Below are 23,995 nucleotides of genomic sequence, written 5' to 3'. Positions count from 1 at the left end.
CCATGGGAGGAGGCCCTGTTCGAACGCCTATCCCTCGCCGCGGGGGAACTTGGCATCCCGGCGCTGCCGCTTGGTCGCCGGTCCCGCTCCCGAAAAGGGGAGCGAAATGACCAGCCACAGCACGTCGATTGCGTTCGGATCGTGCACTTCATGCGCAACGCCACGGCATATGCCGGAAAGACCCAGCGCCGCCTGGTCTCCGCCTGGATTGGCACAGCCTTCGCCGAGGCCGATGCGCCCGCCGCCCATGTCCAGTGGCGCCGCGTCGCCGACCAGCTCCGCCCCAAGGTGCTCAGGCTGGCCGAACTGATGGACGCCGCCGAGCATGACGTGCTCGCCTACATGGACTTCCCCCGCGAGCACCGCGCCAAGATCCACAGCACCAACCCCATCGAGCGCCTCAATGGCGAGATCAAGCGCCGAACCGATGTCGTCGGCATCTTTCCCAATGATGCCGCCGCCGTCAGGCTGATCGGCGCGATCCTGCTCGAGCAGTCCGACGAGTGGGCCACCCAGCGGGCCCGCTACATGACCCTGGAAACCATCAGCTCCGTAAGCGACAATCCCACTATCAGCCTGCCCGCCGTGGCCGCCTGACCCGGCGGCTCAGCCTGCCGAGGAGCACAGCTCCTACACCACGCCCAGGGGCACGATCCGGCTCTCGGTTTCGGCCAATGCCTGGGTGTCGAATTCCGCCTCGTACACCTCGGCGAGGGCGGCAAGCGCATCCAAACGATCTCCGTCGGGGCTGCAACGATCCGGCTCCCCCTCGACCAAGCACCTGATCTCCGCCAGCACCTGTGCGTAATCGGTTTCGAAGACGATCTGCGCGATCTGCATGGCTCTTTGTGCCCGAATGAGAGAGGGATGCGGGCTGTTATTATACTGAAGGTTGAGATTTTGCGTCCAGCCGTTTTGAAACGATTGCTGCGACGCAGCAGGGACATGGGGGTGCCTGAGGAGCCACGGGCGCCACCGGGCCTTGCAGAAGCGGCCCAGCTTCGGGCAGTGGCCTCGCTATGCGTCGCAGGCCGGGTGGCTTGCGGAGGCAGCGCGAAGCTCGTCCCAGGTAGCAAGGAGCACCAACCGGTGCTCGGGGGCCTCCAGCATCCAGGTGAGCGGCACGGCTATGCAGCCGTCACCCAGGCCGAGGCGGGTCTCAAGGGCAATGAGGGCCATCACGGGTCGGGGCCGGCCCATGGCAGCGGCGACGGCCTTAAGGGTGCCAAGCCGCGTCTCATCGTTGGCGAAGACGTCTCGCCCATGCAGGTCTTCGGCCTGGAGGAGTCCCTCGGCCAGCGCGACCGACACGGATTGCGGCAGCCGGCGTGGTGCGGAGGGTGCCCTCCCTGCGGAAGCCCAGAGCGAGGTAGCGGTGAGTGGCGCGATCAGCATTGCCGCAAGTGCCGCAGCGGCGCGGCGGAAATGCGGACGGTGCAGCACCCGGCCGCAGCGCGGCTGACCGGTTGCGGCAGGCTTGAAGTCAGGCATGGCAATACGCTTCCTACTGCGCGGCGCCATTCGGAACCGCACAAGAATACAGGAGGGCATGTCGCCTCGGTGCGGCCCACAGGCAGGCGCTAGTGGAACCAGCTAACCCGCTTTATGCACGAGAGCTGGCGGGCATAGTGCAAGCCGCTGAACGGCAATAGGATTCGGTTGCGACACTCAAATCCAGCCGTTTCCGGAGCCCATGCCCGCCAAGGTTGAATCTAGCCCGCCACTGCCCGGCCTGTCACCGGTTGCTGGCAAACCTCTGGTCGCCCGCTTCGATGGCGGGCAACTGTCCTCCGATGGCGGCCTGCTCGCCCTGCGCGAGGTCGAGCGACGGCTTGGCATCGCGGATCGGCTTGCGGCTTGCATTGACGACCCGCGCGCTCCGGGCCGGGTCCGGCACGGCATTGCCGCCATTCTGCGCTTCCGGATGCTGATGATCGCGGCCGGCTACGAGGACGGCAACGACGCGGACAGCCTACGGCACGATCCGGTCTTCAAGCTCGCGCTCGACCAGCTGCCCGACGGCGCCGCGCTTTGCTCGCAGCCGACCATCTCGCGGCTGGAGAACCTGCCGGATCTGCGCACCCTGCTGCGCACGGCCCAGGCCATGGTTGGGCTCTACTGCGGCAACTTCCGCCAGGTGCCACGTCGGATCGTGCTGGATGTGGACGACACTTTCGATGCGGTCCATGGCGAGCAGCAGTTGCGGCTGTTCAACGCCCACTACGACGAATATGGCTTCCAGCCGATCGTGGTGTTCGATGGTGAGGGCCGGCCGGTGGTCGCCATGCTACGCCCCGCCCACCGCCCCAGCGGGCGCGAAGCCCGGGCGTTCCTGCGCCGGCTGGTGCGCGAGATCCGGGCGCACTGGCCGCGGGTGGAGATCCTGATCCGCGCCGACAGCCACTACTGCGCCCCGGAGGTGCTCGACTTCTGCCGTGCCGAAGGTCTCGATTTCATCCTCGGCGTCGCTTCCACCACGACGCTGCGCCGCCATGTCACGGCACTCGAGCAAAGCGCCGCCGCCCGGCGGGCCGCCATGCCCGGGGCCGACAAGCTGCGCCGCTACACGGAGTTCTATGATGGTGCCGGAAGCTGGAGCCGGGTTGAGCGCATCATCGCCCGGATCGAGGCCAGCGCCCAAGGAACCGACACTCGGTTCATCGTCACCAACCTCTCCGGTGGCTCAGCGCGCGCCCTCTACGAGCGGAGCTACTGCCAGCGCGGACAGGCGGAAAACCATCTGAAAGCCTGGAAGCGGCACCTCGCCGCCGACCGGACCTCCTGCTCGCGCGCCACGGCCAACCAGTTCCGCCTGATGCTGCACACCGGCGCCTACTGGCTGCTGTGGTCCCTGCGTAGCCTCATGCCGAAGCGCTCCACCTGGCGCACCGCGCAGTTCGACACCCTCCGGCTGCGCCTGGTCAAGCTCGCCACCCGCGTCGTCGCGCTGAAAACCCGGGTCATGCTGCACCTGCCGAGCGCCTGTCCGGACCACGCCATCATGCGCCTTGCCCTCAGCCGTCTGCCGCGCCTGACCTGCTGAGCCGCGGGGCGGATGCCCCTGCCGAGCCCTTCGACCCGCAACCAACCAACCCCGCGATCCGCAGCCGACAGTTGGCCCCGAGGCCAGCGGCAACGCCGCGCGCCCGCACAACCGAAACGCGAGCCGCCGTGGCGCTTCCCGCCCTCACACCCAGCCCGGTGAATTTTTCAGGCTAGTGCGTCTCCGATCTGACTTTGATCGGCGCATAACAAACAGCGAGGCCAAGCGGTCACTGGAGATATTCCGGGGTCTTCTGCTCAGCGAGATGGCAGATTGCAGGCTCTTTCTCGGACCAAAAGACAGATTATCTTTCCATGATAACCACCGTCTGTTCGGAGATGCCGTTTACGACGGCTTTCCAAGCGCGCGCATGGATATACGCGAAGCCGGCAATTGCTGGCTGTTCGGCCGGAACAACGCCGTAGTCTACCACCTCATGTGTGCCGCTGAGTTTGGATTGCGTGCTTTGGCGAAGGACCGGCGTATCCCCGCACCAAGAGGGCCGATTGAGTTTGAACAATGGGGAACGATCCTCGGTCAGTGCGAGAGGAAAGTGGCCGAGATTGAGAACTGGCCTCGATCTATTGTAAGCGCGGCGTCGAGGCCCGTCTTCCTGCGGGGTGGGTAGATGTGCTGGTTCGGCGTGGAGCATGGAGCTTCGGGCCGACATTATGGTCGACATTAACGATGGCGCGAAGGACGGCGGCTATCGGCGTGTAGAGGTTCTGACCGGGCCTGGCCGACGGCGGAAGTGGTCTGAGGACGACAAGGCGCGGATCGTGGCGGAGACGCTGCGGCCGGGCACGGTGGTGGCCGATGTGGCGCGACGCTGGCAGGTCAGTTCGCAGCAGGTGTTCACGTGGCGTCGGGAGATGCGGCGCGCGGCGGTGGCGCCGCTGAGCTTCGTGCCGGTCGTGGCGGAGACGCCGGTGCGTGCGCCCGAGGCGGCTCTGCCATTGCCTGCGCCACCATCAATCGAGGTGGGGGTGGCCGGCGCGGTTCTGCGCGTCACGCCCGGCACTGACGTCGACCTGCTGACGGCGGTGTTGCGGGCCATTCGAGCGTCAGCGGCATGATCGCGCCGCCCGCCGGGGCGCGGATCCTGCTGGCCACCAAGCCGGTCGACTTCTGCAAGGGCGCGCACAGCCTGGCCGCGCTCGCCGTCGAGGTGCTGGGCGCCGATCCCTTTACGGGCGCGGTGCTGGTGTTCCGGTCGCGGCGCGCCGACCGGATCAAGATCCTGCTTTGGGACGGCAGCGGCCTGGTCCTCGTCTGGAAGCAACTGGAGGCCTCCACGTTCCGCTGGCCGGTGATCGTGGACGGCGTGGTCCGCCTGACGCCGGTGGAGTTCGCCGCGCTGTTCGACGGCATTGATTGGCGACGCGTCCAGGCCACGCGGGAGATTCCCACGCCGAGCGTCCCTGCATAGAATCGGCGGCACGATGCGCGCCGCGGATGACGACACGCCGAGCCTGCCGGAGGATGCTGCGACGCTGCGCGCGCTGCTGATCGAGACGCTGGCGAGGTGCGACACGCTCAGCACCGAGCTTGGGAGCATTACCGCCGAGCGTGATGCACTGGCGAGCCAGAATGAGCGCCTGCAGCACCTGCTGCTGAAGCTCAAGCGCCGTCAGTTCGGCACGAAGTCCGAGCGTCTCCCGGAGGAGCAGTTGCTGTTCGCGTTCGAGGAGATCGAGGCGACGCTGGCTGGCAACGCGGCCGAGGCGGGCAAGCGGTCTCCGACGCTGCGCGATAACCAGACCAAGCGTCGCCGCGAGGGCCGCGGCGGCCTGCCGGCGCATCTGCCACGGGTCGAGCAGGTGCTGGCGCCGGAGGCGACGACCTGCCCCTGCTGCCAGGGCCCGCTGGTCGAGATCGGCAGCGACACCGCCAGGCGGCTGGACGTGATCCCCGCCCAGTTCCGCGTCGTCGTGACGAAGCGGCCGAAGCTGGCGTGTCGCGCCTGCCCCGGCGTGGTCATGCAGGAGCCCGCGCCGGCCCGCCTGATTGAGGGGGGCATGCCGACCGAGGCAACGGTCGCGCATGTGCTGGTCTCCCGCTACGCCGACCACCTGCCGCTTTATCGCCAGTCGCAGATCCTGGCGCGGCAGGGGATCGAGATCGGCCGCGAGGTGCTCGCCGACTGGGCCGGCACGGGTGCGACGGAGATCGTCCCCGTGGTCCGGCGGATGCGCGAGATCCTGCTCGGCTCGTTGCGGCTGTTCGCCGACGAGACCACCATGCCGGTCCTCGACCCAGGGCGCGGTCAGACGAAGAAGGGCTATGCCTGGGCAATCGCCCGCGATAACCGGCCCTGGGGCGGCACCGATCCACCGGCGGTGGTGTTCCACTACGCGCCGGGCCGCGGCGCCGAGCATGCAAAAGCACTGCTGGCCGGCTACCAGGGCATCCTACAATGCGACGGCTACGGTGCGTACAAAACGCTGGCCGCGGCGGATGGCGGCATCACGCTGGCATTCTGCTGGAGCCATGTGCGGCGGGAATTCATCGAACTGGCGAGGGGCAAGACCGCGCCGATCGCCCAGGAGACGTTGAAGCGCATCGCTGCCCTCTACGCGGTCGAGACGGAGCTGCGCGGCAAGCCACCTGACCTCCGTCGAGTGGGCCGGCAGGAACAGAGCCGTCCCCTCGTCGAGGCGCTGTTCGCCTGGCTCTCGGAGCAACTGGCACGCCTGCCCGGCGGCAGCCCCACCGCGGGGGCCATCCGCTACGCGCTGAACCATCGCGACGGCTTGGTGCGGTTCCTGGATGACGGCAGGATCGAGCTCGACAACAACACCGTGGAACGCGCCATTCGGCCGATCTGTCTCAGCCGAAAGAACGCGTTATTCGCCTCCGGCGACGATGGCGGGGCAAGATGGGCGGCCGTGGCCTCCCTGGTCGAGACCTGCAAGCTGAACGGCGTCGACCCGCAGCGCTACTTCACTGACGTGCTGACCCGCCTCGTGAACGGCTGGCCCAACGGCCACATCGACGAGCTCATGCCGTGGTGCTGGGCGCCCAACCACAACGGCTGACCGTCAAACGCGAGCCACACGGGCCTCGTCGCCGCGCTTACGATGGTTGCGCATGCCGGATGGATGATGTGGCGCCCGCACGCCGCCCAGGCCGTCACGCCATCACGCTGGACCCAGGTGATGGTTGGTGCGGCTGGCGGCATCACCGGGGGTATCGCTGGGTTTCCGGCAGGGCCGCTCGTAGCCTGGTGCGGCTGGCGCGGCATGGGGCGCGTGGGCCTTTGGAACATCACCCAGCCCTATATCCTGGTCATGCAGATGGCGGCGTTGCCGCTGCTGCACATGCTGGCGCCCGCGCGCGCGCAGATGGCGGGCTTCGAACCCTCATTGTTGCTGGTCACCGGGCCTGCGTTATTCGGCACACTGTGCGGGTTGCAACTGCATGGACTGCTGTCGGACCGCCACTTCGCGCGCCTGGTGAATGTCATGCTGTTTGCCGCCGGCGTGGGCATACTGCTGTGAGGCGCGGCTACGCGGACGTCCGGCCGGATCGGCGGTGTACGGCGGAAGCTAGGATCGCAACGCGCGCCGCACCGTGTCCAGCGGCGATTCGCCGAAACGACGACGAAACGCGATGCCGAACCGGGATGCGTTGGTGAACCCGTAGCGGCGTGCGACAGCCCCGATTGGGGTCGCGCCCGCGTTGCGGCACAGCTCGGCATGCACCTGCTCGAGCCGGCACGCATGCAAGGCTGCCAGTGGCGTCCGGCCGCGGAACCGCTGGAACGCGGAGCCGAGAGTTCGGACGCTGCATCCCGCTGCAGCGGCGATGTCGGAAAGGTGGATCGGGCTCGCGCAATGCACGCGCATGAACTCCTCCGCGCGTCGGACATAGACTGGCACCGCGCTGGCCGGCCCGACGTCCAGCTGATCGGAGTGGTTGTGGGCTGCACCGCGCAGGATCAGCGCCATCAGCAGATCGGTTGTGGAGGCGAGTGCGACGGCGTTGTCGGCGACCCCGCCCGGTCGCTCGAACTCAGAGCGGATGAAGTCGAGCTGGTACTTCAGACTGGCGGTCAGCCCGGAACTCCAATCCAAAGCTGACCGAAAGCAGAGAGGCTTGAGGAGGCGCTTGTCGAGCATGTGCTCCAGCGCCTCCTCCAACTTCGCAACTTGGACGAACACGTTGGTTCGCACGCTCTCGTCACTGGTCACCATTCGCATGTCGGGACTGAAACGGTAGACGAGGCCTTGGGAATCCGTTCCCGTCGCCATCTCGCCCTGCCTGATCAATGTCATCTTGCCCTGAAGCGGTGTGGTGAAGCAGAAGAGGTCACTTTCACCTTGAATCGCCGTTTCCGTCGCGAAGCGGCTATCGACGTAGGTGGCCACGATGGCGCCCGCGCCGCGGACAGCGAGGGAAAAGATCGGATTGTCGAAGCGCTGTCGCAGAAGCGCATGATCGAGCAAATGGAACCGGTAGGGACTGGCCGGTCCCGAAAAGCGACTGCTCAAGCGCGAACGGCTATCGAGTTCCGACGCATCATTCGCGCGAACGACGTTGAACGTCGTCAGCCTGTCGAAGTAGGACGGCGGTGCGGGCAATGGCATGGCTGCACTATCCCTTAAGGCGCGGGCACGTTCGCGCACCAGCCCTTGCTGAAGAAGCAACATAGACCGATCCGGCAGCGATAGGACACTTCCGGCAGGAAACCGGGTCCGGGCCATGCTTTGGGTCTCATCCCGGTGTCCGGGCGTGCAAATAAGGCTGGTCACTGGAACACGCCAGCCATGTACGAAGCCAACCAAAAACCATTCATCGGCTCAGCTGCCAACTCCCCGGCCAGCTCAATGCCTGAACCCGCCTGCGCGGCCGCGTTGGAAGTCGTGCAGGCACGCGTTCGCATGGCAGCCCTGCACGGCGATCCCTTGAGTGTGCAAGCCGCGGCCCACGGCCACAGGGCTGCGGAAAGCCGAGCACTCCTGGGCAGGCTTGTGCACGCCGCGCGGGCAATGCTGCGTCCTGCGAGGCCGGGCATCCGAGCCGAACGCGCAAGGGGTGCCAACGTCGTGGGTCACAATCCATGACATCTTTCGCACCGGGGCAAAGCTTAGCCGCGAACCTCGGCACCTTGGCAGTGCCGTGCTTGTCCAGCGACACAGCCCCATCCAGGCTGGGTGGCGCACAGTCCTGCTGCGGCGCTGGCCGGCTTGGCGCGGCGCCGTCTGGCGACGCCAAATCGAGGTCGGCAGGTGGCATGCTGACCGATATCATCAAGGAAGGCACGGTGCCGACGCCCATCGCCGGGCACGCGCTGCCGTTCGCCGTCATTGCTGCGCTTGACATGGCAGATTCGCTGCTCCTGCCAGGCGTCTGGCAGGACGCGGTGCGGCAGTAATGCCGCCGGACATGGTGCTCGGCCCGACTACGGCGCTGGCCGGGTTCGCGCTCGGATATCTTGCTCTCATGGCGGCGCCAGGAGCGAACATGCTCGCCATTGGCTCTGTCGCATCGTTGCGCGGCTTCCTGGGCGTGCTGCCGCTCTGCGCCGGCGTCGCGGCAGGCGCCAGCGCACTGGCCGTAGCGCTGGCGCTGGCCAGCGACCTACTGGGCCAGGATCTCGGCTGGGAACACGCCGGGCGGAAGATCGGTGCGCTGCTGCTGCTGATGGTGGCTTTTCGGGTAGCGGTGGCACCAAGACCGGTGGACTGCCACGACCCGAATGCGCCGGCGCCGTCCGCGCGCGATCGCACGTTCGTCTTCGTCACCGGCTTCTTTGTGGCTGTCAGCAATCCCGCGACGGCGGCCTTCTTCATCGCGCAGTTCTTGGGTCCCGTGGGCGCCGCAAAGACGCTGCCCCTGGTGTTGGCGCTGGTGCCGCTGCTGGCGCTGCTCGGCTGCGCGGTCATCGCCGCGTTGTTCGCACGGCCCGCCGCGCGGCGGCTGATGCAGCTCCACTACAGGCTGGCCCGCATGGTTTCCGCCGCCGTGCTCGTAGCAATGGCGCTGGGAATGCTGCGTCCGGTGCTCTCGGGCTGATGCACGCGTCAGCGCCGCTGGGCCAGCTGCCGGCGGACCCGCGCCAGGCACATTGTAAGCGGCGGCTACGGACCCTTGGCGCCCTCAGCTGAGGAGGGCGGCTCCTGCGAGTCGGCCTAGCACCAGGGCATCAGCTCGTCGATACGGTCGTTGGGCCAGCCATTGACCAGGCGGGTAAGCAGGTCGGTGAAGTAGCGCTGCGGGTCGACGCCATTCAGTTTGCATGTCTCGACGAGCGAGGCTGCCGCGCACCACCGCGTTCCGCCGTCATCGCCGGACGCAAAGAGTGAGTTCTTTCTGCTCAGGCACACGGGCCGGATGGCGCGCTCGACCACATTGGTGTCGAGCTCGATCCTGCCATCGTCGAGGAACTGGATCAGGCCCTCGCGGTGGTTCAGCGGATAGCGGATCGCCTTGGCGGTCGGGCTGCCGCCGGGCAGGCGCGCGAGCTGGTCCTCGAACCAGGCGAACAGCGCATCGACCAGTGGCTTGGTCTTTGCCCGGCGGACGGCCTGCCGGGTCTCCGGCGGCTTGCCGCGGATTTCGGCCTCGATGGCGTAGAGCGCGGCGATGCGCTGCAGCGTCTCGGTGGCGATCGGCGCGGTGTTGCCCTTGGCCAGCTCGATGAACCCCCTTCGTACATGCGACCAGCAGAACGCGAGGGTGATGCCCTCCTTGGCCGCGGCCAGCGTCTTGTAGGCGGCGTAGCCATCGCATTGCAGGATGCCCTGGTAATCGGCCAGCAGCGCCTTCGGATGCTTGGCGCCGCGGCCTGGCGCGTAGTGGAACACGACAGCCGGTGGATCGGTGCCGCCCCAGGGCCGGTCATCGCGGGCGATTGCCCAGGCATAGCCCTTCTTCGTCTGACCGCGCCCCGGGTCGAGCACCGGCATCGTGGTCTCGTCCGCAAACAGGCGTGGCGAGGTCTGCAGGAGCTCGTGCATACGTCGCGCCACGGGCGCGATCTCGCGGGCTGCCGTGCCGAGCCAGTCGGCAAGCACCGCGCGGCCGATCTCGATCCCCTGGCGCGCCAGGATCTGCGCCTGCCGATACAGGGGCAGGTGATCCGCGTAGCGCGACACCAGGACATGCGCGACCGTCGCCTCGGTCGGCATGCCGCCCTCGACCAGGCGGGCGGGTGCTGGCGCCTGCAGCACGACGCCGGGACAGGCCCTGCAGGCCAGCTTCGGGCGCCTGGTCACGAGGACCCGGAACTGGGCGGGGATCACGTCCAGCCGCCTGGCGGTGTCGCTGCCGATCTCGACCAGCGGGCCCTGGCAGCAGGGGCAGGTCGTCGCCTCCGGCGCCAGCACCTGCTCGATCTCCGGCAGGTGCGCGGGCAGGCGGCCGCGGCCGGCCCGGCGGCGCTGCTTCTGCTGCTCGCGGGTCGCCGGCGACTGCTTGCCCGCCTCCGCGGCATTCTCGGCCAGCGTCGCCTCGATCTCCTCGAAGGCGAACTGCAGTTGCTCGTCGGTCAGCTGCTCCGACTTCCGCCCGAACTGCCGGCGCTGCAGCTTCAGCAGCAGGTGGCGGAGACGCTCGTTCCGCTCGACCAGCGCGTCGCGTTCGGCGGTCACGCTGCCGCATCTGGATGACAGCGTGTTGCGCTCGGCAGTCAGCGTGTCGACCAGCACCCGTGTCTCGACCAGCAGCGCGCGCAGTGCTGCGGGATCCTCCGGCAGTGTCGGCGTGTCGTTGTCCGCGGCGCGCATCGTACCGCCGATTCTATGCGGGCACGCTCGGTTTGGGAATCTCCCGTGTCGCCTGCACGCGTCGCCAATCGATCCCGGAGAACAGCGCGGCGAACTCGACCGCGGTCAGGCGCAGCGTGCCATCCACGATCGGCGGCCAGCGAAAGGTGTTTGCCTCCAGCTGCTTCCAGATCAGCACCAGGCCGCTGTCATCCCAGGTCAGGATCTTCACCCGGTCGGATCGCTTCGAGCGGAACACCAGCACCACGCCCGAGAATGGATCGGTGCCGAGTTCCGCGGCTGCCAGCGCTGCCAGGGAGTGGGCGCCCTTCCGGAAATCCACCGGCTTGCTCGCCAGCAGGATCCGCACACCGGCCGGCAGCGCGATCATGCCGCCGAGGCCCGGATCGCGCGCAGCACCGTCGTCAGCAGAGCCTCATCGGTGTCAGGCGCAATGCGCAGCACCACGCCGGCCAGCTGCAACTCGATCGAGGGCGCCTGGCGCACCGTTGCACCCCCCGCTTCAAGAGTTGGGGCCGGTGGTCCGGAGACGACCGGCACGAAGCTCGGTGTCACCGGCGCAGTGGCCTCCGCCAGCGCACGACGCGCTTGCCGGCGCCAATCGAAGACCTGCTGCGGGCTTACCTGCCAACGACGGGCAACCTCGGTCACCTTCGCGCCGGACTCCGCCGTCTCAGCGACGATCCTCGCTTTCTCGTCGTCAGACCAACTCCGCCGCCGGCCAGGCCCCGTCAGAACTTCGACCCGCCGATAACCGACACCCTTCGCGTCGTCCTTAACGCTATCCATAACGTCACCCGGAAGCCTGCTGCTCCAGACTGACCCAGCACATTCACCCACATCGCGGGAAGACGGGCCTCAAACGGCCGCTTACGGCACATCGCTCACCCGGGTCGGATGAGTGGCGCAGATTGAACACGCCGGTCACGCTGTCCCGTATCATCGCGACGAGGGGCGACGCCAGCCTCGCTCAGGCTGCCGATGGCGCCGACGAAGGGCCGGCGCGTCAGGCGTTCCGGCGGACGTTCCAGAAATAGGGCGACGTGCCCGGCAGCACGCCCTCAAGCGTTCGACGGAAGGCCGTATGGCTGAAGAAGCGCCCAAGCGGAATCGTTGCGACATCGCTGTTCGCCACGCGCCCGATCTCGTTCGCGATCACCCGCCGCGCTTGGGGGGTTGGCGCGTCGAGCCACTCGTTCGTCAGCCTTTCGACCTCCGCGCTCGCGTACCAGCCGGGCCAGCCGTTGGCACCTTGGCCGCGTGTCAGCACGTTCACGGCCGGGTTCACAAAGTTCCCGGCCTGACCGAAGGAGTGGAACACGCTCCAACCGCCGCGCCCGGGCGGCTCGCGGCTCGCGCGGCGCTGGACGACGGTGCCCCAGTCGCTGGCGGCGAGTTCCACGTTAAGCCCCAGACGGCGCAGCACGTCGGCGGTGATCTCGCCCATCGGGCGGATGACGGCGACGTCTGTCGGGTTGATCACCACCGTATGCGTGCCCGCCAGCCCTGCCTCGGCAATCATGGCGCGCGCCCGGGCAAGGTCGCGCGGTCCTTGCATGAGCTCGGCGCCGGCGGAGGTCGCGTGGTCGGTGCCGCAGGGAAACAGCGAGAAGCAGGTCTCCCATAACGACCGGTCTGGGCCGTTGATCGCCTGCATGTAGTCCTCCTGGCTCAGCGCGGCTGCCACTGCTTGTCGCGCGCGCAGGTCGTTGAAGGGCGCATGGAGGTGATTGAAGCGAAGGAATGCCATGTGGCCGATGGGGTCCGTGACAAGCGTCTGGATTCCGCGGTGGCCTGCAAGCGCGGGCATCAGATCGGGGGGCGGCTGCTCCCACCAGTCCACCTCACCCGTCTGCAGGGCGGCGGCTACGGTCGCTGCATCGGGAATGATGCGCCACTCTATCCGCTCGAAATGCGCCACCTTGCCGCCGGTGCCCCATTCGGACTGCTCAGAACGCGGCACGTAGCGGTTGAACTTCGCGTAGACGACGCGGCTGCCGGAGACGAACTCGTCGCGCAGGAAACGGTAGGGGCCGCTGCCGACCACCTCGGTGATCTGCGTGTTCGGATCCATGCGGGCGATGCGCTCCGGCATCATGAAGGGGACCTGGGGGAAACTCTTTCCCAGGGCGTCGAGCATGGCGGGGAATGGGCGCGTGAGGCGGATCTCGATGACGCTGTCATCCGCCGCACCCCAGCGCTCCACGCGTGCATTGAGGATTTGACCGAGGCCGTCGCGTCGTGCCCAGCGCGAGAGGCTTGCCGCGCAGTCCTGGGCGCGGACCGGTTCGCCATCGTGGAAGCGCAGGCCTTCCCGCAGCCGGATGCGCCAAGTAAGTCCGTCATCGGAAACGGTGTGACCCTCCGCCATCTGGGGCCGCGGGCGGAAGCGGCTGTCTATCGAGTAGAGCGTGTCATAGACAGCGAGTGCGTGATTGTGGGTTACCGTGGAGGTCGTCCAGATCGGGTCGAGCGCGGTGAGATCGGCCTGTGGGACGAAGCGCAGCACCCTCGGGTCAGTGCCACGCTGGGCTTGGCTCAGGGCCGGTGCGGCCAGAACGGCGGTGGTGGCGGCGGCTGTCAAAAGCCTGCGGCGATTCATGCGTGTGTGGTCCGTCCGGGTGTGTCGACGAATACTGGCGGACGTACGCGGTTTGATGCCAAGCCCGGGACTCGCGTCCGGCGGAATGGTCCCCCGTGCATGTGTAACAACTTTGTCGTCCACAAGTCCAGTGTGATCGTAAGCATCAGCCGGCACCGGGGTTGAGTTGATGGGGTAGGAGCGGTTCCAAACTTCACGCGGCCCGCGGCGTTGAGGTTCGGGTGCGGGAGGTCCGGCGCCGAAACTGGTCGACGGAGGGGCGGCTGCGGATGGTCCGAGAGACGCTGGAGCCTGGGGTGGTCGTCCAGACGGTGGCGGACCGCCACGGCGTCAGCGCGGGCCAGTTCTACACCTGGCGTAAGCAAATGGTGGCCACGGCAATATCGGGCTTTGTGCCGGAGGGAGTGCACCGGGATTCGATTTGTCGTTGCCCTCGAGGTAGGGTTGCGTGGTATCTTCGCGGTTCGAAGGTCGGTGTGCGCTGTTCCCCGCCAGGCTGGACCAAGTCAAAGACACGCTGCACCCAAACGTTGCGGTCAGCTTCTGAGACAGCTTGGACCCGATGACATCTGTCTCCACCCGCGTGGGGCGCTCACGTGACAAATGAATTCAGCCGGCATGACCGTCGGGGGATCGACGACATTGGGCTCAGGCTCAAGGCGACTTGTGCGAAAGCGTCTCCGAGGGCGTTTGTCCGAACAGCTGTTGGTAGGCGGCCTTGAAGCGACCGGAGTTGGTGAAGCCGCAGTGGCGCGCCACCTGGGCCAACGAGGCAGCATCGCCCCCGGTTGCCAGCGCGCGCCTGGCCTGTTCCAGCCGAATTTCATGCAGCCCCTGCAAAGGGGTCTTGCCGCGAAACTTCTGGAACGCCTCGCTGAGGGTCCTGGTGCTGCACCCTGCAGCAATAGCGACCTGGGGAATTCCGGAATTGGCTCCTGGCAGTGCGCGGCCATGAAGGCCTCGGCCCGGCGGACATAGGCCGGAACCGCCGTCCCCCGGCTACGCTGCGTTCCGCGCCGCTCGATCTCGCCGGTGTAGTTGTGCGTAGCGCCCGCCAGCATTAGCGCGATCAGCAGGTCGGTCATCGATGCCAGGGCTAGCGCGTTGTCGGCGATGCCGTCGGGTCGCTGGAACTCCAGCATCAGGAACTCCAACTGGCGCTTCAGGCTGGAAGCGAGCCCACCGCTCCAATCCAGCCCTGGCCTGAATTTCAGCGGCTGCGGAAGGTGCTGGTCCAGGAGACGCTCGAGCGCGGCCTCGACCTCGGCTGCGTCGATGAAGACGTTGGTGCGCGCATTGCCGTCGCTGGTCAGCAGCCGGACATCAGCTCCCGGGCGGAAGGCGAGGCCACAACCCGGCATCGCAATGGTCTCGTCTCGCCCGTTGCGAAGTGCTATCCTGCCGTGCCGCAGTATGGTGAAGCAGAACAGGCCGCTTTCCTCGCCGTCCATCGTCACCTCGGTTGCAAAACGGCTTTCCGCGTGACCGGCGATGACCGAGCCGGCGCTGCGGGTGGCTAGGGTGAAGATTGGCCGGTCGAAGTTCGTCCGCCATAGCGCCCGGTCCTGCACCTGGTAGGCATAACTGGTTCTGGGGCGTGCGACGCGCTCGACTATGCGCGTTGTGCCGTCCAGCATGTTGCAATCGCTGGTCGCTATGACGTCGAACATCTTGAGCGCCATCGGATCGATAGCGTTCGCGTCTGATCGCACTGCGGCATTCTCCCCACCGGTCTCAACTGACGGGCGAGCCTTGCACGGCGTCGGGGCATCGCCAACCAAGCGCTTCGCGTTGCAGGCTCGGCCAGTTGCGTGAGCGCGGAGACGCCTGCGTGGATCCGACGTACGGGCGGATCGTGGACAGATTCGGCAGCACCTGGACAGGTTCGGCAGGAATCTAGCGCTAGCCGTCGGATCGGCCTTCCCGCAGGCATCCTGCAATGGCATGTCCCCGGCATTGTGATCGATCGGCACATGCCGGCACGCTCCGCCGCCCCACAATGCAGAGAGGCCGAATGCAGGAGCCGTCCAACTGGAAGGAGCTGGACGCCACAGTCGAGCCGCTGTGGGCGCTTGCGCATCCTGTGATCCTGGCGCTGCACGGAGTCGAGCGTGACGCGGCGGGGATCGCCGAGCGCGCGAGCACCGCGACCGGGTTGCTGAAACGCGCAACGACGGCGCTGGCCGGAACGCCGCGCTGGGATTTCACCGCGATGAACGAACTCACCGACATATACATGAAGGTAAGCATCCTCTGCGACGAGATGCGGGGCTTGCAGGCCGCGTGCCTGAACACCGCCCAGAATAACGACCACCTGATGACGCCGCAGCGCGACGCGGCCTCCGCGATGTTGGAGAGGTGCAGGGCGATCGCCGACAGCGCCGCCGCTGCCGCGGAACAGCCCGAGGCGCCGGACCCCGACCACGAGGCTGCGCTTCAGAAGTGGCATGGACGCGGCTTCCTGCTGACGGTCGAGCGGTATGGCTTCGGCTCCGGCGCCGGCGAATTCTCGCTGCAGCGGAAGAAGCTGAAAGAGCTCGCCGGTGCATGCGCCGGAACGCTGGGGTTGCTGGCGGCGTGGCTGGCCGAGCTCGACCGCCTGGCGCAGCTGCAGCGTGGCACCTGGGTGCTGGTCGGCGCGGAGCTTGCCAGCGCCGCGGCGACGCTAGGCGACAGGAACACGTGGCAGGGGATCGAGGCATGGTCGCTGTCCAGGTCGCGGCCGCTGTTGACGCTGGCGGCGATCCGGCAGGTGGCCGCGGGGGCAACCGAGTACCTCACCACCCTGCACCAGCCGAAGTGACGGCCCCGGGCCGAGTTGCGTTGCCTGAGACCGTTGTCGGTACATGATTAAATCAAGGGAAGACGAGGGACCGGCATGACCGCAGACATTTCCGCCGAGGCCGTCCGCAAGAAGGCCGAAGCCTTCCTGGATCTCAAGTGGGTCAAGGCGATGTATTCCTACACCCGCACGGTCAGCGGCATCAACGCGCCCGAGCCGCCACTCGACCAGCCGGGGATGATCACCGAAAACCGGCCGGGGAAGCCCATCCTCACCGTGCCGGCGCTGATGGACCGCGCAAGGCAGAACGCCGGCCGGTGGGAACCGCTGCTTGGCGACATGCTGAAGGTGGCGCAGCCCATCAAAGACTACGCCCGCGCCTCGATCATCACGGTCGAGCAGATCGGCAAGGACAGCAAAAAGTTGGCGCCGGCGGTCTGGGCCAAGCTCAGCGCCGAGGAGCAACAGGTGCTCAAGGCGCAGTTCGATGAGATGGTGTCGGATCTCAAGGAGGCAGCCGAAGCCAACAGCGTGAAGGCCTTGACGATGCGCGACAAGATCCTCGCCTTCAAGGCCGACATCGTTGAGGACTACGATTCATCGGCCGAGGTACAAAAGAAATATAAAGGCTGGATCGAAGAACAGGAGAAGGACATCCATGTCTGGGAAGAAGCGCACGGCCTGGAGAAGGGCGACACCAAGGCCTACATCGCGAAGCTGCAGCAGGACATCCACGACTACAATGTGAAGTGGCAGGGCCTGGCCGGCGGCGCAGGCAGCTCGGCCCTGTTCCTGTTCGTGCTGCCGCCGTTCGGCGTGATCGCCACGCTGATCATGGCCAGCGTGATGGGGACGCAGGCGAAGGTGGCGAAGCTGGAAATGGAGGCGCTGGCCGCCCGGCTCGACAAGGCCAACAAGTACAGCGCGGTGACGGTCTTCTTCAGTACCATCGATTCGATGTTCGAGAGGATGAAGGAGGCGATCGCCCAGGCCGCCGAGGCGCTGGGCAACGTCGCCGGGCTGTGGTCGGCGATCGCGCTCGACCTGCAGACCGTGCAGGACACATCCATGACCGGCGTGGGTGGCCTTGGCGGCGACAAGGGGTGGCCGGCGCCGGTTTCGCTGACCAAAAGGCTGGGCGTTGTCGGGTCGTACGAGCTCCTGATCAAGGACTGCGACGTGTTCGTGCAGTACGCCTTCGTGACGGACATCCGCAAGGTCGAGCCGGGGTTCGGCAAGTGACCGACCCCAGGAACGGCCTGCCGCCTATCGCGCCGCCGATCGCGGGCCCCGTGCGCGGCAGCACCGCGGGCGGCATCATCCGCGTGCCGTGGGAATCCGGCATGGATTCCGGCAGCGGCTACGACACGGTCACCCGCACCACGATGTCCTCGGCCTGCGCCGACGTGACCGCGCTGGGCAGCCATTCCGTGATGGGCCCCTACATCGGCCAGAAGGTGCAGAAGAAGATCGTGCAGGTCGAAAGCACCGAAAGCCTGCGCGAGATGCTGCAGCTCGGCACCGAGGTGAGCGGGGGCTACGACGCGTTCTCGGCCAACACGGTCGGCAAGTTCCTGCGCGAGTCAAGGGTCGACAAGTTCAGCCTGTTCTTCCTGGTGATCTGCTACGCCGAGAACACCGACTTCCGGGTCGACGGTTTTAGCGTCGAACCGCGCTTCAACCGCATGAAGGACGATGAGTTCCGCCGCGGCTTCGGCAACTACTTCGTCAGCGGCTGGGTGCGCGGCGGCTACCTGATCGCGCTGGCCGAGATCACCGCCGAATCCAAACAGGCGCTGGACGAAGTCCGGGCCTCTGTGGGCGGCGGCTACAAGAAGGGGCCGATCACGGCCGACGCCTCGTTCACGTCGGACTGGGGGCGATGGACCTCGATTAGCGGGGTGCATCACTCGGTGGAGGTGATCTACGCCGGCATGGGCGGCGCGCCGGTGAAGAGCGTGCCCGTCTCGCCCGGCCGGCCGGTGGAACCCCGGACGGACGGCGGTGGCGGGGGCAGCGGGGGCGGGGGCGGCGCGGGTCCTGCCCTGCCGGACCTGACGCCGGATGACCTGGTTCCGATCGACGACGACGAGGACGGCGACGACACGGATGGCGACGAGGACGGCGTGCTTTCCGAGGCGGAGAGTGCGGCGATCCGCAAGGCGGAGGCAGGCCTGCCGACCCACGCCCCCCGAAGCGGCGGCAGCGCCAGGAGCGAAGGTGGCGGGCGGGGCGGGGGCAGTGCGGCGCCGGTGGCCAACCCGCCCGCGCGCGCGCCGAAAAAGCCGTTAGAGCCCATTGCGCCCAGGCTGAACCCGGGCCAGCCGGTCGACAACGACGCGGTGAAGATGGAAATGGAGGCGCTGCTCAAAGCGGCCGACGACCTGCCAGAACACGCCAAGACGCACGGCGTGCCGCTGTTCGCGATCCTGGAGGCGTACGCGCCGAGATACCGGGACCTCGTGGGCGAGATCGACATCGAGCGCGAGGCGTTCCGCGACAAGATGCGCTTCGTCAGCGACGTCTACCTGAAGGCCAGGCGCGTGCACAATTGCGCGGCCTATGCCGTGGAGCATTCCAGCGAATTCACCAGGCCGAAAAGCGACCTCGAGGCGCTGGTGGCAGGGATGAAGACGCTGATGCAGGCCTGCGAAAGGGCATCGGCGGCGCTGAAGGAAAACCCGGGCTACGCGCTGCCGCCAAGCATCGTGATGCCGGCGGATTCCGACATTCCGGACTGGGCAACCGAAAGGAAGCAGTTCAAGCCCTTCGCCTCGCCGCTCAACCCGGCGCTGTTCACGGCGCTGCTAGAGAAGGCGGTGGAGGCGGCTCTGGCGCACCCCAACCTTGAAGCGCGGAAGGTGCTGCGGAAGCACTTGGGCCTGGTGGTCGACAAAAGCATGCAGAACCTTGGCCATGCAGCCGCCTCGCTCGCCGCGATCGCCACGGTGTTCCCCGCGCTCGACCGCGAGCCGGAGACGCGCCAGGCGAGCTTGGAAGAGTTGGTCGAGGATGCGGCCGGCTGGAAGGACACGTGGGGAGGAGACAGCGCCCTGATCGCGGCCGAGTTCGCGGCGCTGGAAGGCCAGTCGGGCTTGGATGCGACGGCGCTGGACTTCCTGAAATGGCTCAATCCGGTGCTGTTCGGCCCCGACAAGACGCCCGAGAAGCAGTCCATGGGCTTCTCCGCCTTCTGGGAAGCGCTGCACGGGGGCCTGCAGGAACTGGCCAGAAACATACGCCCGTTCCCCACCACGGCGTTCGCCGCGCTGGTGGATTTCGGCACCGTGAAATCATGGACGGACCGGGCGGCGGCTTTCCGGGCCCAGGCCGCCGCCATCGATTCCCGCATCCGCGACCGGCTGAAACACGGTTAGCACGAAGGCCCACGCGGCCGGCAGGAGAGGGACGAAGCATGCAGTGGAAGTTGGAAGACACGCCCAAGCGTGGCGTGAGCGAACATGGCTGGCGGCGGAAGACCGTGTTCCGGCCCGGAACCCGCCTGGTCTGGAGTGAGGAGGAGAGGGAGGCCTTCACCGACCTCCACGCGCTAGCCCGCACCTGGAGCTTCAGTTGGGCGACCGGCAAAATGGTCGACCTGCCCAACCCTGGCGCTGGCAGCGTCATCGACCGGCTTGCCAACGGACAAGGACTGTCCCTGGTCTTGGCGAAGACCTTGAACGACATCGCGCAGGTCGCGTCCGCGAAAGGGTTCAAGCCGCCGGCTAGCTTCACTGCGACGTCGAACTGGAGCCTGGGAGGAGGCGAGCTCGAGGTCTTCTTCATGCGCCCCTCGGCGATCGCCAATGACGGCACAGGGTCGGGCTTCGGCAGGGTCTGCTTCCTGTTGAAGATACGGCCGCAGCACGGCCAGGAGGCACGCAACTTCTACCAATGGGGATTGAGGGCCACCAACAAAGTGGCGCTGGACGTGACCCTGCCGATCAAGGATTGGGGGATGAATCACCTGCAGCAGGTTCACAACAAGGTCTGGATCGCGACAAACGCCCGCGGCCAGCGCGCGGCCTTGAAGTTCGAAATCTCCCAGAACGTCGACAGGTTCGGCTGCACCAACTTCCTCGCCAGCCACGTCTTCGACGGAACTGCCGCGAACGTACTGGCCGATGCGGGCGACATCACCGCGATCAAGGGCGCGCATGTACGGAACGGTGCGACGTACGTCCCATCAGATCCCGAATACCCGCCGCCCAAGCTACCGGCGCATGGAGAGCTCCTGGATTGCATAAGGGTTCTCAGCCCACCCACCGGATCATTGCTTTGCAAGATCGAATACAAGCCAGGTCGGCCCAACGTTCAGGACCAGTTGAACGCCCTCAACAAGGGCCCCGCCGACGCACGCGCGGCCGGCCTCCTCGCAATTCACCAGGGGCTCTTCGTCAAACGAAACTTCCGGCGCTTTGGCAAGATGGCCGTGTTCGACATCGTGGTGAGCAACGGGGACCGTCTTCGTCCCTTGAAGGATGGTGAGAATTTCGAGCTGCAAGTGAACAACTTCGATTTCGACAATGCCGGTCAACCAGTCGCTCTCGACAATTTTGATCCTAACCCCAAGGACTTCACCCCAGACACCTGGAACGGATACCTCTCCACGTTAGCCACCAGTAACAAGGTAAGTTACTACGCGCGCCGCGTCATCGACCAGCTGGTCGAAAGGACCGAGGCCTATGGATTTCTCCAGGCCAACGCTCGGAAACGGCTGGAGGACGCCTTCGTGGAAGGCGTCACGTTGGGCAAGCTGACGCTGGTCGCGTTCCTGGTGGCGCAGGGGAGGACGTTGCAGTCGGATTTTGGCGAATCCGGCCGCGAGGTCCATCGCCGGATCATGATGCTGCAGGACTAGGCCGTGTGGACGGATTCCGGGAAGTTGAAAGCGGGCTGGATTCCCGGATTGGCTGATCGGTGCTTCATGGCGTGTCGGTTTTTGGGGGACCGACATGCTGACGCGGATGACGGAGCGGGACTGGGAGGTGGTGCTTGAGGTGTTTCGGGCGGCCCAATCCCGGCGCGGCGACAAGGGGCGCAACGACCGACGCTTCCTCGAGGCGCTGCACTACTTCACGGTCCACAACGTCACCTGGCGTGCCCTTCCGGCCGAGTTCGGCAACTGGAACTGGGTTTGGGTTTGTCCCGCTCTGGTGGACAGTTGATGGGCTTGGTTGATTACGGGTCTGCTGTGGCGGCTTGATGCTCCTCTTTTTCGTAGGTCATGGGCGATCGGTAGCCCAGCGATGAATGGAGCCTGGCTGGGTTGTACCAGGCCTCGATGAAGCTGAAGGTTGCCATGCGCGCTTCGGCGTGGGAGGCGAAGCGGCGTCGCGCGAGCAACTCGCATTCCAGGATGGCGAAGAAGCTCTCGCACAGGGCATTGTCATAGGCGTCGCCGACGGAACCCATGGACGGCCGGATGCCGGCTTCTCTGCAGCGCTTGCCGAACGCCAGGGACGTATATTGGGTGGATTCAAGTGGTCGTCGCAACACCAAGGCGGAGGGTGGTTGCGATGGCGGGTCGGCGGCGTTTGGATCGGGCTTTGCGGGCGAAGTCTCCTTCGCCAGGCCGCCCGGGAGTAGCCCGGCGTGAGGACCAGCGGCGCTTCTGGACGTTGATTGCGGCGGGACAGTCGAGCTGGGACGCGGCGATCGGCGTGGGGGTGTCGGAGGCGGTTGGGTCCCGCTGGTTTCGGGAGGCGGGCGGGATGCCACCATCGACGCTCGGGCGGTCGTCAAAGCCGCCTTCGGGACGATACCTGTTGTTTGCGGAGCGCGAGGAGATTGCGCTGCTGCGAGCCCAGGGCTGTGGAGTGCGAGAGGTTGCCCGGCGGCTGCGACGGGCGGCATCGACGGTCTCGCGCGAGCTACGGCGCAATGCGGCCACGCGCAGCGGCAACCTGGAGTACAGGGCCACGACGGCGCAGTGGCATGCTGAGCGGGCGGCGCGGCGTCCGAAGCCGGCGAAGCTGGTGACGCACCCGGCGCTGAGGGCGTATGTGCAAGATCGGCTGGCGGGTGCCGTGGTCTCTCCAGGCGGGGCTACGGTGCCCGGACCGGCGGTGCCGTGGAAGGGCCGGCGGCATGGACCGAGGCAGCCTCGGCGCTGGGCGAGAGGATGGAGCCCGCAGCAGATCTCGCGGCGGCTGCGGCTCGACTTTCCTGGCGATGGTGCGATGCGGATCAGCCATGAGGCCATCTACCAGTCGCTCTACGTCCAGGGCCGCGGCGCGCTGCGCCGCGAGCTGACGGCCTGCCTGCGAACCGGGCGGGCGCTGCGCGTGCCGCGGGCGCGGAGCCGGGGGGCGCGGCAAGTCGCATGTCGCGCCCGAGGTGCTGATCAGCCAGCGCCCGGCGGAGGCGGACGACCGGGCCGTGCCGGGGCATTGGGAGGGAGACCTCATCCTTGGCCTTGGCAGCTCAGCAATCGGCACCCTGGTGGAGCGCACGACGCGGTTCACGATGCTGCTGCACCTGCCCCGCATGCCGGGTCATGGAGAGGGAACGCGCGTCAAGAACGGCCCGGCGCTGGCCGGGCATGGGGCGGAAGCGGTGCGCGACGCCATCACCCGCATGATCACCACCCTGCCGGAGGCGCTGCGCCGGTCGCTGACCTGGGACCAGGGGGCGGAGATGAGCGAGCACGCCCGGCTGCGGATCGACACCGGCGTGCAGGTGTACTTCTGCGAGCCGCACAGCCCGTGGCAGCGTGGCACGAACGAGAACACCAACGGGCTGCTGCGGCAGTACTTCCCGAAGGGGACTGACCTGAGCGCGCACGGCGCCGATGACCTCGCGGCCGTGGCTGCGGCGCTCAATGGCAGGCCTCGCAAGACGCTCGGCTGGAGAACGCCAGCCGAAGCGCTTGACGAGGCGCTGCGATCGGCTCAGGCAGGCGTTGCGACGACCAGTTGAGCCTGGGTTGCGACCCCTGATCCGAGTGGTGAATGACGCCGCGCGGCCGGCGTTGGCCGACGGCCATGTCGAGCGCATCGAGCACCAGCTCGGTGCGGAGATGGTTGGCGGTAGCCCAGCCAACGACCTTGCGGCTCCAGACATCGAGCACGACGGCGAGGTAGAGGAAGCCGGCTGCCGTGGGAATGAACGTGATGTCTGCGACCCATAGCTGGTTGGGACCGCTGGCCGTGAAGTTGCGGTCGACCAGGTCCGGCGCCGGCCTGCTGCTGTCGTCACGGCGGGTTGTCACCGGTCCGCCGCGGCGATGGCTGGCACCGACCAGCCCGGTGCTGCGCATGAGCCGTGCAATGCGCTTGCGGCCGTGCCGGATACCGGCAGAGCGCAGGGCGGCATGCACCGTAAGCGCGGCGTAGGTCTGGCGCGAGGTCGCGTGCACGGTGCGGATCCGCCGCAGCAGCGCCGCATCCTCCTCGGCACGGGCCGACAGAGGCCGACCGAGCCAAGCGTAGTAGCCGGCGCGCGAGACGCCGAGCAGGCGGGCCATCCGGGTGATCGGGAAGGAGGCCTGGTTTGCCTTCATGAACTCGAAGACCCGGACGGGATCGTCCCGGTCTCGCGGGCAAACCAGGCCGCCGCTCGAGAGAGAATGTCGCGCTCCTGGCGCAGCTGCTTGTTCTCGCGCCTGAGCCGCGCGAGCTCCTCGCGCTCGGTGGCATTCAGGCCGGTCTCGGCGGGGGCAGGTTTCACCTCACGCCGACCCTCCTGCCGGTCGGCAGAAGCCACCCAGTTCCGAATGGCCTGGGCGGAGGGTTCGAACTCGCGGGCAAGGTCGGCCGGGTCGCGTCCGGCACGGACCAGCTCGACCATTTGGCGCCGGAACTCCGGCGCGTACGCAGGATGGGTTTTGGGCATTG

At 67.0% G+C, this 23,995-nt stretch carries 23 protein-coding genes and 4 pseudogenes; 15 read left to right on the top strand and 12 right to left on the bottom strand.

The genetic code is table 11. The features are described from left to right. Positions 1-141 precede the first annotated feature (141 nt). Positions 142-597 (top strand): annotated as a pseudogene (locus tag KSF81_RS25235) (transposase); the annotation flags it as partial. A gap of 33 nt (positions 598-630) precedes the next feature. Here the strand turns inward: KSF81_RS25235 and KSF81_RS25230 are convergent. Together KSF81_RS25230 and KSF81_RS25225 are read right to left on the bottom strand one after the other, a co-directional pair. Then, positions 631-840 (bottom strand): hypothetical protein, encoded by a 210-nt coding sequence (locus KSF81_RS25230; protein ID WP_217381310.1) that lies wholly within the window; start codon positions 838-840, stop codon positions 631-633. A 177-nt stretch (positions 841-1,017) separates the two neighbouring features. Continuing rightward, positions 1,018-1,491, bottom strand: a complete 474-nt coding sequence (locus tag KSF81_RS25225; protein WP_217381309.1) for a hypothetical protein — start codon at positions 1,489-1,491, stop codon at positions 1,018-1,020. 202 nt (positions 1,492-1,693) lie between these two features. Between KSF81_RS25225 and KSF81_RS25220 the strand changes: the two genes are divergently transcribed. The 5 genes from KSF81_RS25220 (at position 1,694) to KSF81_RS25200 (ending at position 6,543) form a co-directional block, all read left to right on the top strand. Beyond that, positions 1,694-3,043 (top strand): IS1380 family transposase, encoded by a 1,350-nt coding sequence (locus KSF81_RS25220; protein ID WP_217381308.1) that lies wholly within the window; start codon positions 1,694-1,696, stop codon positions 3,041-3,043. Between the two features lie 650 nt (positions 3,044-3,693). Beyond that, the gene (gene tnpA, locus KSF81_RS25215; RefSeq protein WP_217377327.1) at positions 3,694-4,119 is read left to right on the top strand and encodes an IS66-like element accessory protein TnpA; all 426 of its coding nucleotides are present in this window, start codon (positions 3,694-3,696) and stop codon (positions 4,117-4,119) included. After that, the gene (gene tnpB, locus KSF81_RS25210; protein WP_217377328.1) at positions 4,116-4,472 is read left to right on the top strand and encodes an IS66 family insertion sequence element accessory protein TnpB; all 357 of its coding nucleotides are present in this window, start codon (positions 4,116-4,118) and stop codon (positions 4,470-4,472) included. Before tnpA (KSF81_RS25215) ends, tnpB (KSF81_RS25210) begins: the two co-directional genes overlap by 4 nt. A 13-nt stretch (positions 4,473-4,485) precedes the next feature. Beyond that, positions 4,486-6,081: an IS66 family transposase gene (gene tnpC / locus KSF81_RS25205; protein ID WP_217381307.1), complete on the top strand. Its 1,596-nt coding sequence runs from the start codon at positions 4,486-4,488 to the stop codon at positions 6,079-6,081. Positions 6,082-6,144: 63 nt separating this feature from the next. Continuing rightward, on the top strand, positions 6,145-6,543 hold the full coding sequence (locus KSF81_RS25200; protein WP_217381306.1) for a hypothetical protein: 399 nt from the start codon (positions 6,145-6,147) through the stop codon (positions 6,541-6,543). A gap of 48 nt (positions 6,544-6,591) precedes the next feature. Here KSF81_RS25200 and KSF81_RS25195 read toward each other — a convergent pair whose 3' ends face one another. Next, positions 6,592-7,695 (bottom strand): helix-turn-helix transcriptional regulator, encoded by a 1,104-nt coding sequence (locus KSF81_RS25195; RefSeq protein WP_217381305.1) that lies wholly within the window; start codon positions 7,693-7,695, stop codon positions 6,592-6,594. A 584-nt stretch (positions 7,696-8,279) separates the two neighbouring features. Here KSF81_RS25195 and KSF81_RS25190 point away from each other — a divergent pair. Further along, positions 8,280-8,420 carry a hypothetical protein gene (locus KSF81_RS25190; protein WP_217381304.1) on the top strand — a complete coding sequence of 47 codons (141 nt, stop codon included), beginning with the start codon at positions 8,280-8,282 and terminating at the stop codon, positions 8,418-8,420. Continuing rightward, entirely contained in the window at positions 8,420-9,061 is a 642-nt protein-coding gene (locus KSF81_RS25185; protein WP_217381303.1) for a LysE family transporter, read from the top strand. The genes KSF81_RS25190 and KSF81_RS25185 overlap by 1 nt, the downstream gene beginning before the upstream one ends. Before the next feature lie 116 nt (positions 9,062-9,177). Here KSF81_RS25185 and tnpC (KSF81_RS25180) read toward each other — a convergent pair whose 3' ends face one another. The 4 genes from tnpC (KSF81_RS25180) to KSF81_RS25165 all read right to left on the bottom strand — a co-directional run bounded on the left by tnpC (KSF81_RS25180) (position 9,178) and on the right by KSF81_RS25165 (position 13,375). Beyond that, positions 9,178-10,773, bottom strand: coding sequence for an IS66 family transposase (gene tnpC, locus KSF81_RS25180; RefSeq protein WP_254453374.1), 1,596 nt, complete (start codon positions 10,771-10,773; stop codon positions 9,178-9,180). Between the two features lie 13 nt (positions 10,774-10,786). Then, positions 10,787-11,143 carry an IS66 family insertion sequence element accessory protein TnpB gene (gene tnpB / locus KSF81_RS25175; protein ID WP_217378046.1) on the bottom strand — a complete coding sequence of 119 codons (357 nt, stop codon included), beginning with the start codon at positions 11,141-11,143 and terminating at the stop codon, positions 10,787-10,789. Beyond that, positions 11,140-11,562 carry an IS66-like element accessory protein TnpA gene (gene tnpA, locus KSF81_RS25170; RefSeq protein WP_217378047.1) on the bottom strand — a complete coding sequence of 141 codons (423 nt, stop codon included), beginning with the start codon at positions 11,560-11,562 and terminating at the stop codon, positions 11,140-11,142. The genes tnpB (KSF81_RS25175) and tnpA (KSF81_RS25170) overlap by 4 nt, the downstream gene beginning before the upstream one ends. Before the next feature lie 217 nt (positions 11,563-11,779). After that, positions 11,780-13,375 carry an ABC transporter substrate-binding protein gene (locus KSF81_RS25165; protein WP_217381302.1) on the bottom strand — a complete coding sequence of 532 codons (1,596 nt, stop codon included), beginning with the start codon at positions 13,373-13,375 and terminating at the stop codon, positions 11,780-11,782. Between the two features lie 221 nt (positions 13,376-13,596). On the opposite strand from KSF81_RS25165, the gene KSF81_RS32490 reads away from it, so the two are divergent. Beyond that, entirely contained in the window at positions 13,597-13,941 is a 345-nt protein-coding gene (locus KSF81_RS32490; RefSeq protein ID WP_375293354.1) for a transposase, read from the top strand. Between the two features lie 88 nt (positions 13,942-14,029). On the opposite strand, the gene KSF81_RS32485 is transcribed toward KSF81_RS32490, so the two are convergent. Together KSF81_RS32485 and KSF81_RS32480 are read right to left on the bottom strand one after the other, a co-directional pair. Further along, a complete protein-coding gene (locus tag KSF81_RS32485) occupies positions 14,030-14,281 on the bottom strand; it encodes a helix-turn-helix transcriptional regulator (RefSeq protein ID WP_375293378.1) in 252 nt (83 codons plus the stop codon). A gap of 164 nt (positions 14,282-14,445) precedes the next feature. Continuing rightward, positions 14,446-15,012, bottom strand: a pseudogene (locus tag KSF81_RS32480) (hypothetical protein); the annotation flags it as partial. Between the two features lie 377 nt (positions 15,013-15,389). Here KSF81_RS32480 and KSF81_RS25150 point away from each other — a divergent pair. The 5 genes from KSF81_RS25150 (at position 15,390) to KSF81_RS25130 (ending at position 21,325) form a co-directional block, all read left to right on the top strand. Beyond that, positions 15,390-16,178 (top strand): hypothetical protein, encoded by a 789-nt coding sequence (locus KSF81_RS25150; protein ID WP_217381299.1) that lies wholly within the window; start codon positions 15,390-15,392, stop codon positions 16,176-16,178. A 75-nt stretch (positions 16,179-16,253) separates the two neighbouring features. Next, entirely contained in the window at positions 16,254-17,399 is a 1,146-nt protein-coding gene (locus KSF81_RS25145) for a hypothetical protein (RefSeq protein ID WP_217381298.1), read from the top strand. Next, the gene (locus tag KSF81_RS25140) at positions 17,396-19,534 is read left to right on the top strand and encodes a hypothetical protein (protein ID WP_217381297.1); all 2,139 of its coding nucleotides are present in this window, start codon (positions 17,396-17,398) and stop codon (positions 19,532-19,534) included. The genes KSF81_RS25145 and KSF81_RS25140 overlap by 4 nt, the downstream gene beginning before the upstream one ends. 38 nt (positions 19,535-19,572) lie before the next feature. Continuing rightward, complete coding sequence (locus KSF81_RS25135) at positions 19,573-21,018, top strand: hypothetical protein (protein ID WP_217381296.1); 1,446 nt, start codon at positions 19,573-19,575, stop codon at positions 21,016-21,018. A 94-nt stretch (positions 21,019-21,112) separates the two neighbouring features. Further along, positions 21,113-21,325 carry a transposase gene (locus tag KSF81_RS25130; protein WP_254453741.1) on the top strand — a complete coding sequence of 71 codons (213 nt, stop codon included), beginning with the start codon at positions 21,113-21,115 and terminating at the stop codon, positions 21,323-21,325. Between the two features lie 13 nt (positions 21,326-21,338). Here the strand turns inward: KSF81_RS25130 and KSF81_RS25125 are convergent. After that, positions 21,339-21,674: pseudogene (locus tag KSF81_RS25125) on the bottom strand (transposase); the annotation flags it as partial. A gap of 2 nt (positions 21,675-21,676) precedes the next feature. Between KSF81_RS25125 and KSF81_RS25120 the strand changes: the two are divergent. Beyond that, positions 21,677-23,078, top strand: a pseudogene (locus KSF81_RS25120) (IS30 family transposase). Here the strand turns inward: KSF81_RS25120 and KSF81_RS25115 are convergent. Together KSF81_RS25115 and KSF81_RS25110 are read right to left on the bottom strand one after the other, a co-directional pair. Further along, positions 22,978-23,661 carry an IS3 family transposase gene (locus KSF81_RS25115; protein ID WP_254453373.1) on the bottom strand — a complete coding sequence of 228 codons (684 nt, stop codon included), beginning with the start codon at positions 23,659-23,661 and terminating at the stop codon, positions 22,978-22,980. The pseudogene KSF81_RS25120 and the gene KSF81_RS25115 sit on opposite strands and share 101 nt — an antisense overlap. Further along, on the bottom strand, positions 23,658-23,993 hold the full coding sequence (locus tag KSF81_RS25110) for a transposase (protein ID WP_256444243.1): 336 nt from the start codon (positions 23,991-23,993) through the stop codon (positions 23,658-23,660). The genes KSF81_RS25115 and KSF81_RS25110 overlap by 4 nt, the downstream gene beginning before the upstream one ends. Between the last annotated feature and the right edge of the window lie 2 nt (positions 23,994-23,995).

It is taken from the genome of Siccirubricoccus sp. G192 (assembly GCF_019084075.1).
GTDB lineage: Bacteria > Pseudomonadota > Alphaproteobacteria > Acetobacterales > Acetobacteraceae > G192.
Note: the sequence above shows the minus strand (reverse complement) of the source record. Positions and strands in the feature narration are given on the sequence as shown.

Bases quoted from the DNA above. Each gene is read 5' to 3' on its own strand.
- KSF81_RS25230 (WP_217381310.1), bottom strand. From the start codon at position 840: ATGCAGATCGCGCAGATCGTCTTCGAAACCGATTACGCACAGGTGCTG.
- KSF81_RS25225 (WP_217381309.1), bottom strand. From the start codon at position 1,491: ATGCCTGACTTCAAGCCTGCCGCAACCGGTCAGCCGCGCTGCGGCCGG.
- KSF81_RS25220 (WP_217381308.1), top strand. From the start codon at position 1,694: ATGCCCGCCAAGGTTGAATCTAGCCCGCCACTGCCCGGCCTGTCACCG.
- tnpA (WP_217377327.1), top strand. From the start codon at position 3,694: ATGGAGCTTCGGGCCGACATTATGGTCGACATTAACGATGGCGCGAAG.
- tnpB (WP_217377328.1), top strand. From the start codon at position 4,116: ATGATCGCGCCGCCCGCCGGGGCGCGGATCCTGCTGGCCACCAAGCCG.
- tnpC (WP_217381307.1), top strand. From the start codon at position 4,486: ATGCGCGCCGCGGATGACGACACGCCGAGCCTGCCGGAGGATGCTGCG.
- KSF81_RS25200 (WP_217381306.1), top strand. From the start codon at position 6,145: ATGATGTGGCGCCCGCACGCCGCCCAGGCCGTCACGCCATCACGCTGG.
- KSF81_RS25195 (WP_217381305.1), bottom strand. From the start codon at position 7,695: ATGTTGCTTCTTCAGCAAGGGCTGGTGCGCGAACGTGCCCGCGCCTTA.
- KSF81_RS25190 (WP_217381304.1), top strand. From the start codon at position 8,280: ATGCTGACCGATATCATCAAGGAAGGCACGGTGCCGACGCCCATCGCC.
- KSF81_RS25185 (WP_217381303.1), top strand. From the start codon at position 8,420: ATGCCGCCGGACATGGTGCTCGGCCCGACTACGGCGCTGGCCGGGTTC.
- tnpC (WP_254453374.1), bottom strand. From the start codon at position 10,773: ATGCGCGCCGCGGACAACGACACGCCGACACTGCCGGAGGATCCCGCA.
- tnpB (WP_217378046.1), bottom strand. From the start codon at position 11,143: ATGATCGCGCTGCCGGCCGGTGTGCGGATCCTGCTGGCGAGCAAGCCG.
- tnpA (WP_217378047.1), bottom strand. From the start codon at position 11,562: ATGGATAGCGTTAAGGACGACGCGAAGGGTGTCGGTTATCGGCGGGTC.
- KSF81_RS25165 (WP_217381302.1), bottom strand. From the start codon at position 13,375: ATGAATCGCCGCAGGCTTTTGACAGCCGCCGCCACCACCGCCGTTCTG.
- KSF81_RS25150 (WP_217381299.1), top strand. From the start codon at position 15,390: ATGCAGGAGCCGTCCAACTGGAAGGAGCTGGACGCCACAGTCGAGCCG.
- KSF81_RS25145 (WP_217381298.1), top strand. From the start codon at position 16,254: ATGACCGCAGACATTTCCGCCGAGGCCGTCCGCAAGAAGGCCGAAGCC.
- KSF81_RS25135 (WP_217381296.1), top strand. From the start codon at position 19,573: ATGCAGTGGAAGTTGGAAGACACGCCCAAGCGTGGCGTGAGCGAACAT.
- KSF81_RS25130 (WP_254453741.1), top strand. From the start codon at position 21,113: ATGCTGACGCGGATGACGGAGCGGGACTGGGAGGTGGTGCTTGAGGTG.
- KSF81_RS25115 (WP_254453373.1), bottom strand. From the start codon at position 23,661: ATGAAGGCAAACCAGGCCTCCTTCCCGATCACCCGGATGGCCCGCCTG.
- KSF81_RS25110 (WP_256444243.1), bottom strand. From the start codon at position 23,993: ATGCCCAAAACCCATCCTGCGTACGCGCCGGAGTTCCGGCGCCAAATG.